13 protein-coding genes are annotated in these 14,190 nt (G+C 58.1%); 8 read left to right on the top strand and 5 right to left on the bottom strand.

From position 1 onward, the window contains the following. The first annotated feature begins 72 nt into the window (after positions 1–72). Together ACR3FC_RS02110 and ACR3FC_RS02105 are read left to right on the top strand one after the other, a co-directional pair. Positions 73–846, top strand: coding sequence for a 3-hydroxybutyrate dehydrogenase (locus ACR3FC_RS02110; protein ID WP_480473030.1), 774 nt, complete (start codon positions 73–75; stop codon positions 844–846). 64 nt (positions 847–910) lie between these two features. Beyond that, on the top strand, positions 911–1,936 hold the full coding sequence (locus ACR3FC_RS02105; RefSeq protein WP_480473028.1) for a patatin-like phospholipase family protein: 1,026 nt from the start codon (positions 911–913) through the stop codon (positions 1,934–1,936). On the opposite strand, the gene ACR3FC_RS02100 is transcribed toward ACR3FC_RS02105, so the two are convergent. The 3 genes from ACR3FC_RS02100 to ACR3FC_RS02090 form a co-directional block, all read right to left on the bottom strand. Further along, the gene (locus ACR3FC_RS02100; RefSeq protein WP_480473026.1) at positions 1,937–2,617 is read right to left on the bottom strand and encodes a DUF502 domain-containing protein; all 681 of its coding nucleotides are present in this window, start codon (positions 2,615–2,617) and stop codon (positions 1,937–1,939) included. 65 nt (positions 2,618–2,682) lie between these two features. Further along, the gene (locus ACR3FC_RS02095; protein WP_480473024.1) at positions 2,683–3,594 is read right to left on the bottom strand and encodes a pseudouridine-5'-phosphate glycosidase; all 912 of its coding nucleotides are present in this window, start codon (positions 3,592–3,594) and stop codon (positions 2,683–2,685) included. Next, complete coding sequence (locus tag ACR3FC_RS02090) at positions 3,591–4,484, bottom strand: PfkB family carbohydrate kinase (RefSeq protein WP_480473022.1); 894 nt, start codon at positions 4,482–4,484, stop codon at positions 3,591–3,593. Before ACR3FC_RS02090 ends, ACR3FC_RS02095 begins: the two co-directional genes overlap by 4 nt. A 170-nt stretch (positions 4,485–4,654) precedes the next feature. Between ACR3FC_RS02090 and ACR3FC_RS02085 the strand changes: the two genes are divergently transcribed. Further along, entirely contained in the window at positions 4,655–5,797 is a 1,143-nt protein-coding gene (locus ACR3FC_RS02085) for a hypothetical protein (RefSeq protein ID WP_480473020.1), read from the top strand. Here ACR3FC_RS02085 and ACR3FC_RS02080 read toward each other — a convergent pair. Continuing rightward, entirely contained in the window at positions 5,794–6,414 is a 621-nt protein-coding gene (locus ACR3FC_RS02080) for a thiamine phosphate synthase (RefSeq protein ID WP_480473018.1), read from the bottom strand. The genes ACR3FC_RS02085 and ACR3FC_RS02080 overlap by 4 nt on opposite strands. Before the next feature lie 154 nt (positions 6,415–6,568). Here ACR3FC_RS02080 and ACR3FC_RS02075 point away from each other — a divergent pair, with 154 nt between their 5' ends. From ACR3FC_RS02075 to yghX, 4 genes are all read left to right on the top strand, one after another. Further along, positions 6,569–7,312, top strand: a complete 744-nt coding sequence (locus ACR3FC_RS02075; RefSeq protein ID WP_480473016.1) for an RNA methyltransferase — start codon at positions 6,569–6,571, stop codon at positions 7,310–7,312. A 59-nt stretch (positions 7,313–7,371) separates the two neighbouring features. Further along, positions 7,372–8,517, top strand: a complete 1,146-nt coding sequence (gene ctaA / locus ACR3FC_RS02070; protein WP_480473014.1) for a heme A synthase — start codon at positions 7,372–7,374, stop codon at positions 8,515–8,517. 4 nt (positions 8,518–8,521) lie between these two features. Then, entirely contained in the window at positions 8,522–9,991 is a 1,470-nt protein-coding gene (locus ACR3FC_RS02065; RefSeq protein WP_480473012.1) for a carboxypeptidase M32, read from the top strand. Positions 9,992–10,054: 63 nt separating this feature from the next. Further along, positions 10,055–10,951, top strand: coding sequence for a YghX family hydrolase (gene yghX / locus ACR3FC_RS02060; RefSeq protein ID WP_480473010.1), 897 nt, complete (start codon positions 10,055–10,057; stop codon positions 10,949–10,951). Between the two features lie 42 nt (positions 10,952–10,993). Here the strand turns inward: yghX and gyrA are convergent, their stop codons facing one another. Then, a complete protein-coding gene (gene gyrA, locus ACR3FC_RS02055; protein WP_480473008.1) occupies positions 10,994–13,714 on the bottom strand; it encodes a DNA gyrase subunit A in 2,721 nt (906 codons plus the stop codon). 192 nt (positions 13,715–13,906) lie between these two features. On the opposite strand from gyrA, the gene ACR3FC_RS02050 reads away from it, so the two are divergent. After that, the gene (locus ACR3FC_RS02050) at positions 13,907–14,176 is read left to right on the top strand and encodes an usg protein (RefSeq protein WP_480473006.1); all 270 of its coding nucleotides are present in this window, start codon (positions 13,907–13,909) and stop codon (positions 14,174–14,176) included. Positions 14,177–14,190 lie beyond the last annotated feature (14 nt).

Below are 14,190 nucleotides of genomic sequence, written 5' to 3'. Positions count from 1 at the left end.
TGTGTTTCCCCGTTTTCTTTGCAGGTGCAGCATGGCATTGTGCACCAAATCATCGCATCAGGGAGAACGGTCATGAGCCTTTCCGGCAAAACAGCAATCATCACTGGGTCTAATTCTGGCATCGGTCTGGGGGTCGCGCGCGAGCTGGCGAAGGCTGGAGCAGATGTCGTCCTGAATTCCTTTACGGACCGTGACGAAGATCACGCGTTGGCTGCTGAGATTGCCAAAGAGACCGGAACCAACGCGCGTTACATCAAGGCGGACATGTCAAGAGGCGATGAGTGCCGCGCGCTGATTGAGCAGGCCGGATCTTGCGACATACTTGTGAACAACGCGGGCATTCAGTTTGTGTCCCCGATCGATCAGTTCCCGGTGGATAAATGGGATGCGATTATTGCGATCAACATGAACTCGGCCTTTCACACGACCGCGGCCGCACTGCCGATAATGCGCAAAGCGGGATGGGGTCGTATCGTGAATATCGCCTCGGCGCATGGTTTGACGGCGTCGCCGTTCAAGGCAGCCTATGTTGCCGCCAAGCACGGGGTGGTGGGGATGACCAAGACCGTTGCCTTGGAAACGGCGCAAGAACCGATCACCTGCAACGCCATTTGCCCAGGCTATGTGCTGACGCCTCTGGTCGAGGCCCAGATCCCGAACACGATGAAAGAATACAATATGAGCCGCGAGGAGGTCGTGAAAAACGTGCTTCTTGAACGGCAACCTTCCAAGGAATTCGCCACCGTTGAGCAATTGGGTGGGACAACCATTTTCCTGTGCTCGGACGCGGCGGCGCAGATCACGGGAACCACGATTTCTGTCGATGGCGGCTGGACCGCCTTGTGATTGGCCTTGGGGGCGCTGCCCCCAAACCCCCGGAGTATTTCTGAAAAGATGAAGGGTGAGGGCGGTGATACGGATCAATCTGGCTTTGCAGGGCGGCGGTGCGCATGGGGCATTCACCTGGGGTGTGCTTGACCGGCTGCTGGATGAGGAAGACATCGAGGTTGCTGCGATCACTGGAACATCCGCCGGTGCGTTGAACGGTGCGGCGTTCAAATCGGGGATGGTTCATTCAGGACGTGAGGGTGCGCGCGCGCAACTGGATGGGCTTTGGAGGCGTATGGGCGCGATTGGTGACATGCGTATCGCCAATTGGTTTCGCGGGTTGGAACCGGCCGCAATCGCGCAGGCGATGGAATATTCGGTGCCGTTTTCCTTCGGTGATGCCTGGTCGCGGATGGTGTCGCCTTATGCTTATGGTCCATTCTACAGCAATCCGCTGGAGCCGGTGGTGGACAGGTTCAATTTTGCGGAAGTTTGCGCCGATGCGGGACCCTGCCTGTTTGTGTGCGCCACCTGCGTGAGAAGCGGCAAGATCCGCGTGTTTACCGGCGAGGAGGTCTCGACAGATGCCATTTTGGCTTCGGCCTGCCTGCCGACCCTGTTCAAGGCTGTCGAGATATTTGATCCAAAGACAGACCGGATCGAGGCCTATTGGGATGGCGGTTATACTGGTAATCCGGCGCTCTATCCGCTGTTCAACAATGATCTGCCGGATGATGTGGTGATCGTGAATATCAACCCGTTGGAACGCGACGCGGTGCCGGTCACACCGCAGCAGATCCAGAACCGCATAAACGAGATCAGCTTCAATTCATCCCTGTTTCGCGAATTGCGGGCAATCAGCTTTGTTCAACGGCTTCTGAAAGAGGGCAAGCTGAAGGCCGGGGACATGAGCCGCGTTCTGGTGCATATGATTGCGGATAACGAGTTGATGAGCAGCCTGTCTGTTGCCACCAAAACCGTGCCCAACCCGGTTATTCTGCACAAGCTGAAACAGGCGGGGCGGGTAGCGGCGGATCGTTTTCTGGCCAAGCATAAGAGTGATCTGGGTCAGACCAGTACTGTCGATCTGCCAGCTATGTTCGGTTAATCACTCGGGCGGTTGCGTGGGGTCTTTTTCGTTGGGATAAACGAGCCCGGCCGAAATCACCAGTTTCGCGGCATCCTCTATTGTCATGTCCAGCATAATTACGTCTTCAACCGGGAAAAACAGCAAAAAGCCCGAGGTCGGGTTGGGTGTAGTCGGGACAAAAACGCTGAGCAGCTCTCCTCCGGTTTCCGCGCGTTTGCTGATTTCGCCTTTGGCGGTTGTCGAGACGAATCCAATGGCCCAGATCCCGCGGCGGGGATACTGGATCAGGCATGCCTTCTCAAAAGAGCGTTCGGTTTGGGCAAAAACGGTTTCCGAGATCTGTTTGATCCCGGAATAGATCGAGCGGACGACCGGCATCCGATCTACCACGCTTTCAGCGAACAGGATCAGGGACCGGCCCAGAATTCCTTTTGCGATCCACCCCACGATAACGGTAAAGATCAGGAAGATCACGACGCCCACGCCGCGCAGGTTGATACCGACGTAACGTTCCGGTTGGAATTGATGAGGAACCAGTGGCAGGACCGCACTGTCGATCCAACCGACTACCGACCAGATCAGCCAGACCGTCAGCCAGACCGGCGCAATGACAACCAGCCCCGTCAGGAACGACGCGCGCAGCCGTGCCAGCATGCCGGGGCGGCGATGAAGCGGTTCTTCGTCGAACGGTGTATTCATCTTGGATCCGAGTGGTTATCGGGATTTAGGTAGTCAATCGGTAGCCTTGGCACAATAGGCTTGCGTTATCCCTGTTCTACCAGTGCCCGTGCAATCGCCGCCGCGAGGCGCGCATTGTTGCGCACAAGGGCAATGTTGGCAGTCAGCGAACGGCCTTCGGTCTTTTCAAAGATACGTTGCAGCAGATAGGGCGTCACATCTTTTCCGGTAATCCGATGCGCATCAGCATCAGCCTGTGCCTCGGCGATGATGGGGGCCAGTATTTCGGCAGGGATCTGATCCGCGATCGGGATCGGGTTGGCCACCAGCTGCCCGCCAGGCAGGCCCAATGCACGACGGGTTGCATGGGCCTTGGCGATAGCTTCTGGAGTGTCCATGCGCAGGGGGGCAGCATAGGGTGACATTGCAGACCAGAAGGCAGGAAACGCATCCTGACCATGGGCGATGACTGGAACCCCCAGCGTTTCCAGAACCTCAAGGGTTTTGGCCAGATCAAGGATAGCCTTGGCTCCGGCTGCGACGACGGTGACCGGTGTATGGCCAAGTTCGTGCAGATCAGCCGAGATGTCGAACGTGGTTTCGGCGCCCTGATGCACGCCACCGATGCCGCCTGTAGCAAATACCTCGATCCCGGCGTAATGCGCGGCGATCATGGTGGCGGCGACGGTTGTGGCTCCGGTGCCGCCGGTCGAGATGCAGGCCGCCATATCCGCACGCGAGATTTTGGCAACGCCTTGCGCCTGACCCAGCCATTGCAACTGGTCCGGCTCGAGCCCCACATGCAATTTGCCTTCAATCACCGCCATGGTTGCCGGAACCGCCCCCGCATCGCGGATGTCCTGTTCGACCTGAGCCGCAACTTCGACGTTTTGCGGGTAGGGCATGCCGTGGGTGATGATGGTGCTTTCCAGCGCAACGATGGGATGGCCCGCGTCCTTGGCGGCGCGGACCTCGGCAGAATATTGGATGTCGATCACAGTGGGGTTTCTCCGGAAACGTAGGTTGCTGCGGCATGCAGAGCGCGGGTCAGAGCCTCGTCACTCGATGCGCCGCCGGATTCTGAGGCGATATGAGCCGCCATGAAGGTATCCCCGGCACCGGTCACACGGGTGACCAGAACGGAGGGGGGTGTTTGGGTCAGAATTTCGTCTGAACTACCGACCGTGGCCGAGCTGCCGCCATCGGTGACCAGCACGCGTAGCGCGCCACGATCCAGAAGGCCCTTTGCGGCAGATTCAGAATCGGTGAATTCGCGCTGGCACAATATTCCGGCCTCTTCGAGGTTCACATAAAGCGTGGCGCGGGCATGTTTCAGGAAGGGCAATAGGCGCTCGGCCTTACCGGGCGAGGCCGGGGCAACACGCAGATCGGCACGGGCGAAAGCAGGGCTTTGGGCGATTTCTTCCAGCAGGTTCAGGGTCAGGTTGCCGTCAAGTGCAATGGGGCCCTCAAAGGGCATGTTTGCATGACCAAGCGGGCCGTGCATCAGCGGACGCAGGATCTTTGCGCCAGCGGCTTCCAGCGAATGCGCGTCGGCAATGGCCGCGATCAACCCGTTGGCACCTTCGACGGCCATATACCGGTCGGTTGGCAGGTCCTGCGAGCGATAGATGTGATCCGTGATCATGCCGAGGCGGGAGCAGGCATGAATCAGTTCGTCGCCCTCGGGGTCACGGCCTATGGCCGTCAGCAGGGTGGGTGTCATACCAAAACGCACCAGCGTCATGGCTATGTTCATCGCAACACCACCTGGCAGGCGGGTAATCCGGCCAGGCACGTCCGAGCCATGCCGCATGGCACTGGCTGATCGTCCGATCACGTCCCACAGGACCGAGCCGATACACAGGATATTACTGTTCTGAGTCATAAAGGACGTCATGCCGCAGCGGTGATGCCCATGCAAGTCAGAACGTTACCGCAATCAGAGATTTACGATCCACAGGTCCCATATACCCTTTGGGCTTGCGATCTGCGGCCTTCGCGGGAACAATCGAAGGCAATGATTGGTGATTTGATTTTCCTGTTGGAGCTTTTCGTATGAATGGCCCTGCTTTCCGCGCCATCTTTCGACCCCTCAAAACCTGTGCCCTGAGTTTTTTTGTTTTTGCAACTTTATATCCCGGATCGGGCAGGGCGCAATCCGCCCCGCCGACCGTCGTTGATTTCTGGGTCAAGTCCGACACTCTGTTTCTCGAATTGAAATGGAATGCCGAGGCTATGTTGACCGGGAACAATCCCGCGCAGCCCGCTGCGTTTTCCGACGATCCAAACTACAAATCCTTGCGGCGAATGGTTTCGTCTGAGCTGGAACCCCAGATCAGAGAGTTCGTTCATCTCTGGAAACAAAATCTTGTGGTAGAGGCACCAGAGCGATTGAGTTTGTCTTATGAAGGTGTGCGTATTCCTGTAGTGGGGGATACGGGAAAAGTACGCATATCCAAGCTGTTGCTGACTGCACCTTTGCCCGATCAGGCGTCAAACCTGCGTCTGACCTGGCCGTCAGAAAGCGGACCAATCGTTCTGCGACAGCAAAATGTCGCGGCCCCATACACCGGATATTTGGCGGCCGGTGAAGCCAGCCCGCTGATCCCTTTGCAAGGTGGGGCGTCTCTGACAACGCAGCAAACGTTGCAGACATATTTCACAAAAGGGGCCGATCAGTTTGTCCGAAACCCGATCAAGCCGTCCATTCTTGCTTTGGTGCTTGTGTTTCTGTCTTTGAAATTGCGCCCAGTGGTATCTCAACTGGTGTTCCTGTCAGCGGGCGCTCTGATCGGGCTTGGGCTGGGATTGTATGGCGTATTGGATGCAGGAAGGGTGAACGAGGCCCCGGTTCTGGTGGCTTCGACCATCGTTCTGGCGCTGTGGAACCTGGTTGCCCGGCGATTGCAGGTCTGGCGTTTGTTGGCGGTTCTCGCCATTGGCGGTTTTCAAGGTCTGCTAATTGCCTCGAACCTGATCGGGATCGGGGTGCCACCAGATCATTTGCCCCCGGCCATCCTGGGCTTTGGCGCCGGGAGTATTCTGCCGCTTGTTGTTGTGGCCCTTGCTGGGCTTGCTCTGTCGCTTTTGTTTTCTGGCGGCTCGCACCGAACCCGAGGCCGGATATCGGTTCTGGCCTCGATGCTGATTGCAGGTGCCGGTGTCTTTTGGATTGTCGAGCCTTGGGTGCTGGGTTAAAGCAACGCCGCCAGCAGCGTTTTCAGCGCCGCCAGCGGATCGTCACTGCCCCAGATCTCATCGCCAATGCCAAAGAAATCAGTGCAGGGGGCCAGGTCGCGGATCAGTTCGGGTGTCAGCCCACCTTCGGCCACAACCGGAACCTCAATCATCTCGGACCACCATTGGAACAGGTCCTTTTCGGCGCGGGTTCCGTCCCTCAGTTTGGCCGAGCCGACAGGACCGAAGGCCACATAATCCGCTCCGTTTTCGCCAGCAGTCATACCATCATGGCTCGACGCGCCGCAAAAGCTTCCGACGATTGCATCAGCGCCCAGTTCCTTGCGCGCGGTGCGGACCGAGCGTGCAGCATCATCCAAATGCACCCCGTCCAGCCCCAGACGCTGCGCCAGCAATACATGGTTCGAGATTACGATGGCCACGTCGCGCGCGTGGGCGATTTCACGGCAAGCGTCGGCCGCGCGAGCGATGGTATCTTCGTCACTTCCGGCCAACGCGAGGCGGATACAGGCAATCTCGACCCCGTCCAGCACAGTCGCCAGCTTGTCCGTGAACGTGCTCAACTCGATAGTCGGAGGCGTGATCAGGTAAATCTGCGGCTGCTCGGGGGTGTCCATGGGCGCGTCCTTCGGCTTTCAGTCTTTGGCGCGGTTTAGCGGATTGCGGCTGGGAAGCAAACTTTTATGGTCAAGAGCCTGCAAATAACGCCCCTGCGCCTTGCCCTGCAAGTGCCTGCCAATTACAGCAGGCCAAGTTTTCTTAAGGTGAGCCATGCCCAGCGACAAACCCCAGCCTTCCTTCGTTCTTGTGCGCCCACAGATGGGTGAAAACATCGGCGCTGCTGCGCGGGCGATGTGGAACTTTGGGCTGGACCGGATGCGTATTGTAGCCCCTCGTGACGGCTGGCCGAATCCCAAAGCGGTGGCAATGTCCAGCGGTGCAGGGCGCTTGCTGGATGAGGCGCAGTTGTTTGATGATCTGGCCGGATCGCTGGCCGACAGCACGTTTGTCTTCGCCACAACAGCTCGTCAGCGGGGCTTGACCAAACCTGTCTACAGCCCCGAACACGCAATGAGGATTGCCGCCGAAAAGATCGCTGCGGGCGAGAAGGTTACAGTTCTGTTCGGCCCTGAACGCGCGGGGCTAGAGAATGAAGACATCGCCAAGGCCAACGCGATCATCTCGGTGCCGGTGAACCCGGAATATGCCTCGCTGAACCTTGGTCAATGCGTATTGCTGACCGCCTATGAGTGGATGCGCCAGACCGGGGATGTAGTGCATGAGTCGACCGACCTGGGCAAAGGCGACTGGGCCACGGGGATCGAAGTCGAAAAACTTGTCGAGCACTACGAGGACAGGCTGGAGGAGGCGGGGTTCTTCTACCCTCCCGAAAAGGCCGAAGGGATGAAGGTTAACCTGCGCAACCTGTGGTCGCGGATGCGGATGACACGGGCCGATGTGCAGATGTTGCACGGGATCATGCGGCAGATGGTCCGCTGGAAGGATAAAGGCTGAGGCTGGACCTATCTTCACCCAAGCCCTAGCTTGTGGCGAAATCAGGACATGAGGACAGCATGAGCGGTAAGCGCAGCATCTTCGAAGAGGTCACGGACACCGAAAAACAACAGGCGGTTCAACCCGGTATGATCGACCGGGGGCGCGGCGGCGCGCGCAACGCGATCCGCATCTGGCTGATGATCCTGTTTGCTCTGGTCGTTGTGATGATCGCGGTTGGCGGCCTGACGCGCCTGACTGACAGCGGCCTCTCGATCACCGAATGGCGCCCGATCACCGGAGCTTTGCCGCCGATGACCGAGGCGGACTGGCAGGCAGAGTTCGACAAGTACAAGCAGATTGACCAATGGCGCATCCAGAACCAGTGGATGGAGTTGGGTGACTTCAAATCCATCTATTGGTGGGAATGGGGCCATCGTCAGTTGGGTCGCATGATCGGTCTGGTCTGGGCCGTTGGATTTCTAATCTTCCTAACAGCCCACAAGATCCCGACAGGGTGGACCGGAAAGCTGATCGTTCCGGGTCTTCTTGGCGGTCTGCAGGGCGCTGTTGGTTGGTGGATGGTGGCTTCGGGCGTCACCCAGGGTGAAGGCATGACAGCCGTCGCAAGTTACCGTCTGGCAACACACTTGGGGCTGGCCTTTGTGATCCTGGGAGCCCTAGCCTGGTACATCTTTGAACTCGGCCGGGAAGAACGTGATCTGATGCAGGCGCGCCGGGCCAAAGAGGTCAGGCTGTTTTCATTGTCCACAGGGCTGATGCACTTCGCCTTTTTACAAATACTCATTGGCGCACTTGTCGCCGGGATCGACGCCGGGCGGTCTTACACAGACTGGCCGCTGATGGGGGGGCAGTTGCTTCCACCGGATGCGACTATGTTGGAACCGATGTGGCGAAACTTCTTTGAAAGCCCCGGTCTGGTGCAGTTCATCCATCGCTGTGCGGGGTATCTGCTGTTCATCTTTGCCGTCGTCGTCTGGCGGCGTGGCGGCAGCAGCGCGCATCCACAGACGCGTTTTGCCTTCAACGCTGCTTTCGCCGCGCTTTCGCTACAGGTCGTCGTCGGCATCGTGACCGTGGTTTACGGCGCGCCATGGCAGATCGCTATCTTCCACCAGTTTATGGCCGTTATCGTCTGGACGCTGATCCTGCGCGCGCGGTTCCTCACAGCTTATCCAATCGCAACATCTGTGCGCGGAGTTTAAAACTATGACCGCTTTCAATGAACTGATGACCTTTCAGCGGGAAACTTCGGCTTTGGGCCAGATCGCCGGTCGGCTTGGCTGGGATCAGGAAACCGTCATGCCGCGCGGCGCAGCGCCTCAGCGCGCCGAAGAAATGGCAGCCATCGAATCTGTCCTGCACGCGCGCCGTTCCGATCCTCGTGTTGCCGAATGGCTGGATCAGGCCGCACCTCAGGATGAGGTCGGCAAAGCACAGATGCGTGAAATCCGGCGCGCATATGATCGCGCGGTGAAGGTGCCTGCTGATCTGGCAACGGCGATTGCCCGTGTGACGTCCGCTGCACAGGGAAAGTGGGCGCAGGCGCGCGCAGACGAAGATGTCTCGGCCTTTCTTCCGGTTCTGGAAGAGGTCGTGTCGCTGAAACGACAGGAAGGCGAGGCGCTGGCGCAAGGGGGCGACGTATACGACGCCATGGTCGGAGATTACGAACCTTACACGACCAGCGCCCAGATCGCGGATATCTTCGACCAGATGCGCCCACGACTGGTAGCCCTGCGTGCCGCCGTGCTGGAGCGGCCCGAGCCCGCTGCCCTGAACCGCAGTTTTGATGAGCAGACCCAGATGCGTCTGACACAAAAACTGGCGGTCGCCTTTGGCTATGACCTGAACAATGGCCGCGTGGACAAGGCGGTTCACCCATTCAGTTCCGGCAGCGGTCTTGACGTCCGCATCACCACGCGAACCAGCGAAACAGACCCGTTCAACTGTTTCTATTCCACCATTCACGAGGTGGGCCACGCCGCCTATGAACAGGGGATCGACGAGAAATACCTCCTGACACCGCTCGGGTCTGGCGTGTCGATGGGCGTGCATGAAAGCCAAAGCCGGATCTACGAAAACCAGTTGGGTCGGTCGCGGGCCTTTACCGGATGGTTGTTCGAACAAATGAAAGAGGCGTTCGGCGATTTCGGCATTGCCGATCCGGACGCGTTTTATGCGACGGTCAACCGCGTCCATAACGGCTATATCCGCACCGAGGCGGATGAGGTCCAATACAATCTGCACATCATGCTGCGGTTTGATCTGGAACGCGCGCTGATGGCCGGAGACTTGCAGGTCGGCGATCTGGAGGCCGCCTGGAATGATCGGTTCAAGGCAGATTTCGGTTATGCGGTCGACAAGCCCTCGAACGGTTGTTTGCAGGATGTGCACTGGTCGGTTGGGCTGTTCGGTTACTTCCCGACCTACTCGCTGGGCAATGTCTATGCTGGGTGCCTCTATCAGGCCTTGCGCGTCTCTGAACCCGATCTTGACGCGCAACTGGCCCGAGGCGACACGTCCGGCGCGACCGGTTGGTTGCGTGAGCATGTGCAGCAGCATGGCGGCCTTTATGCGCCGCGCGAGGTGATTGCCCGTGCCAGCGGTGTTGAACCCGGACCGGACCCATTGCTAAGCTATCTTGAGGCCAAGTTCGGCGCGCTCTACGATTTGTGAGTTTCCGAATTGCCTCCCAAGCGTTAGAATCGGTGCACCGATACCATCGCCTGGGAGGCAACGATGACCGGAAAAGCCCGCAAGAAAGCCAGTGATTTTGATCCGCGTATCCTCGAGATATTCGACGGATATGTGCACGGCACGATGTCCAAGCGTGAGTTCATCTCAAAAGCCGGTAAATACACGGCTGCTGGAGTGACAGGCGCAATGATTCTGGACCAGTTGCAACCTAATTACGCCTGGGCGCAACAGGTGGCCCCGGACGATCCCGCGATCCAAACCATGGTGGTCGCATATGACAGCTCGGATGGGCATAGCGAAACCAGCGGCCTGATGGCGATGCCGGCAAATGCCGAAGGTAAACTGCCTGCGGTACTGGTCGTGCACGAGAACCGGGGTCTAAACCCTTATATCGAGGACGTTGTGCGCCGCGCGGCCAAGGCCGGTTTCCTGGCTTTTGGACCTGATGGGTTGTCCCCCCTTGGCGGCTATCCCGGTACTGATGAAGAAGGGCGCGAGATGCAGCGCTCGATGGACCGGGAAAAACTGATGGCGGATTTTTTTGCGGCTTTTGAGTTCTTACGTGATCACGAACTTTCGACAGGCAAGGTTGGCGCTGTCGGATTCTGCTATGGCGGAGGTGTTTGCAACGCCTTGGCCGTGGCCTATCCGGACCTTGCGGCCTCGGTGCCATTCTACGGTCGGCAACCACCAGCCGAAGATGTTCCGTCCATCGAAGCACCTCTTATGATTCACTATGCCGGTCTGGACGAGCGTATCAACGCTGGATGGCCTGCATATTCAGAGGCGTTGAAAGCCAATCAAAAGAAATTCAGCGTGCACTTCTATCCGGACGTCAATCACGGTTTTCACAACGATACGACGCCCAGGTATGACGAAGCCGCGGCAAATCTGGCATGGAGCCGGACCATCGCTTTTTTCAATGCCTACCTGACATGAACTGAACCCCGGGAATCGTCGAACCGGTGCCCGGGGTTACTGTCATTCTTCCTCGTCGCCCTGATCGGCGATCCACGCGACGCTGACGACTTCTTCGCCCTTGCCGGTATTGAATACCTTCACGCCACCTGCGGAACGTGAGCGGAACGAGATTCCATCGACCGGCACCCGGATAGATTGGCCTTTCGATGTGGCCAGCATGATCTGATCGTCGATCTCGACCGGGAAGGATGCAACCAAATCCCCACCGCGCATCGCTTTGTCCATCGCGGCTACGCCCATGCCGCCACGTCCGCGCACCGGGTAGTCGTGGCTTGAACTCAACTTGCCAGCACCACCGGCGGTGATGGTCAGGATCAGGTTTTCAGCCGCCGACATCTCGGCATATTTTTCCTGGCTAAAATCGCTGCTTGCTGCGGCTTCCTCCTCGTCACCAGCGTCTTCTTCGGTAAGCCCTGCAACTGCACGCCGCATCTTGAGATAGACCACACGATCTTCGGGGGTCGCCTCGAAATGACGGATCACGGACATCGACACGACGCGGTCACCGTTGGTCAGCCTGATCCCCCGGACACCTGTGGATTCGCGTGAGTTAAAGACTCGCACGTCGGTGGTCCGGAAACGGATCGCGCGGCCGGAATTGGTGACCAGCATCACGTCTTCGTCTTCTGAACAGATGCGTGCATTCACCAGTTCGACGCCGTCGGGCAGTTTCATCGCAATCTTGCCGTTGCGCCGGACATTGGTGAAGTCTGACAAGCGGTTACGACGCACGTCACCTGCGCTGGTGGCAAAGACGATCTGGAGGTTTTCCCATTCTTCGTCGGGTACATCCACGGGCATGATTGCGGCGATGGAAACACCGGTTGGGATCGGAAGAATGTTGACGATGGCCTTACCTTTGCCGGTACGCCCGGATTGGGGCAAGCGCCAGGTCTTGAGCTTGTAGACCATCCCATCTGTTGTGAAGAACAGCAGCTGAGTGTGGGTGTTTGCAACGAAGAGGTTGGTAACAACATCCTCTTCCTTGGTCTGCATCCCCGAAAGGCCCTTGCCACCGCGTTTCTGGGCGCGGAAATCTGCCAGCGGCGTTCGTTTGATATAGCCGCCCGAAGTGATGGTCACGACCATGTCTTCACGCTCGATCAGGTCTTCGTCTTCCATGTCGCCCGACCAGTCGACGATCTCAGTGCGGCGGTCGACCGCGAACTGTTCACGCACGCTGCGCAGCTCATCAGCGATGATGCTCATGATCCGTTCGCGTGAGGACAGAATATCAAGGTATTCCTTGATCTTGGCTGCCAGTTCTTCCAGTTCGTCCGTGACTTCTTTGACGCCCAATTGGGTCAGGCGCTGCAAGCGCAACTCCAGAATGGCGCGGGCCTGCACCTCGGTCAGGTTATAGGTGCCATCGTCATTCATCTTGGACAGAGGATCGTCGATCAGGCGCAGATAACTTTCGATTTCGGAGGCAGGCCAGCGGCGGGTCATCAGCTTTTCACGCGCTTGCGCCGCGTCCGCAGACGACCGGATCGTTGCGACCACTTCATCGACGTTGGACACCGCCACAGCCAGACCACACAGGATGTGGCTGCGTTCGCGCGCCTTGCGCAGGTCGTAGGCGGTGCGGCGGGCAACGACATCTTCACGGAAGTCGATGAACGAGGTCAGGAACCGGCGCAGGGTCAACTGCTCGGGGCGGCCACCATTCAGCGCCAGCATATTGCAGCCAAAGGAGGTCTGCATCGGCGAAAAGCGATAGAGCTGGTTCAGCACCACCTCGGGCGTCGCGTCACGTTTGAGCTCGACCACAACGCGCACACCGTTGCGGTCGGATTCGTCTTGTACATGGGCCACGCCTTCGATCCGCTTCTCGCGAACTGCCTCGGCGATCTTTTCAATCATCGCGGCCTTGTTCACCTGATAGGGAATCTCGTCGACAACGATGGCATAGCGGTCCTTGCGGATTTCTTCTACTCGGGTCTTGGCGCGGATGATGACGCTGCCACGGCCCTCCAGATAGGCCTTGCGCGCACCGGAACGCCCCAGCATCAGGCCACCGGTCGGAAAGTCGGGACCGGGGATGTATTCGATCAGCTGTTCTGATGTAAGGTCGGGATCGTCGATCAGCGCCAGAGTCGCATCGACCACTTCGCCGAGGTTGTGCGGCGGAATGTTCGTCGCCATCCCCACGGCGATACCACCGGCGCCATTGACCAGCATGTTCGGGAAACGGGCCGGCAGAACCGTCGGTTCCCGGTCTTTGCCGTCATAGTTGTCCTGAAAATCAACCGTTTCTTTTTCGATATCAGCCAACAGGGCAGCGGCGGGCTTGTCCATCCGCACTTCGGTGTAGCGCATAGCCGCCGGGTTATCGCCGTCCATCGAGCCAAAGTTGCCCTGACCGTCCAGCAGCGGCAGCGACATCGAGAAATCCTGCGCCATCCGCACCAGTGCGTCATAGATCGCGCTGTCACCATGCGGGTGGTACTTACCCATCACGTCGCCCACCGGACGGGCCGATTTGCGGTACGACTTGTCGTGCGTGTTCCCCGTTTCGTGCATCGCATACAGAATGCGGCGGTGCACCGGTTTCAGCCCGTCGCGCAAATCAGGGATCGCGCGGCTAACGATGACCGACATGGCATAGTCCAGATAGGACGTGCGCATTTCGGATTCGATGGAAACCGTCGGGCCGTCGTAGACTGGGCGCTCGGGCGGGGTTTCATCCATGTTTTCAGGAATTTCTGGCGTATCGCTCACGTAAACTGCCCGTGTCTTGTTCTGGGTCTATATCTTGTGGGTGTATCTTATCAGACCCGGCACATAAGGTGCAAGCAAGCAGCGCCTTTACAGGGAATTTCCGCGGTAATACTCAAGTAACATATTGTTATATAAGTATTAGAAGTTTTTCGTGGTATCTTGAATGGACCTTGTATCAAGCAGGAGGTCTGCATGAACCCAAGCGAAACCGAAATGATGCTCAAGGGGTACGGGCTGACAACGGCTGAGTTTTTCTATCATATGCCCGACTATATCCACGTCTTGAACACGTTCATCTGGCAGGATTACGACCTTGCGCCGGATCATCCGAAACTGTTCAAATTCATCGACTTCTGGCAGCGCGAAATCGAAGGCCCGCTGCATTCGGTCAAATTCACCCATCGCAAAATGATCGCACCGGGTGAGTGGCGCAACATGGTGGGCGAGTTTCGTGTGAACTGAGCGAAGGGCAAGTA

The sequence above is a fragment of the Ruegeria sp. AF3 genome (assembly GCF_056536285.1).
The sequence above is the reverse complement of the archived record's forward strand: the minus strand, read 5'-3'. Positions and strand labels throughout refer to the sequence as shown.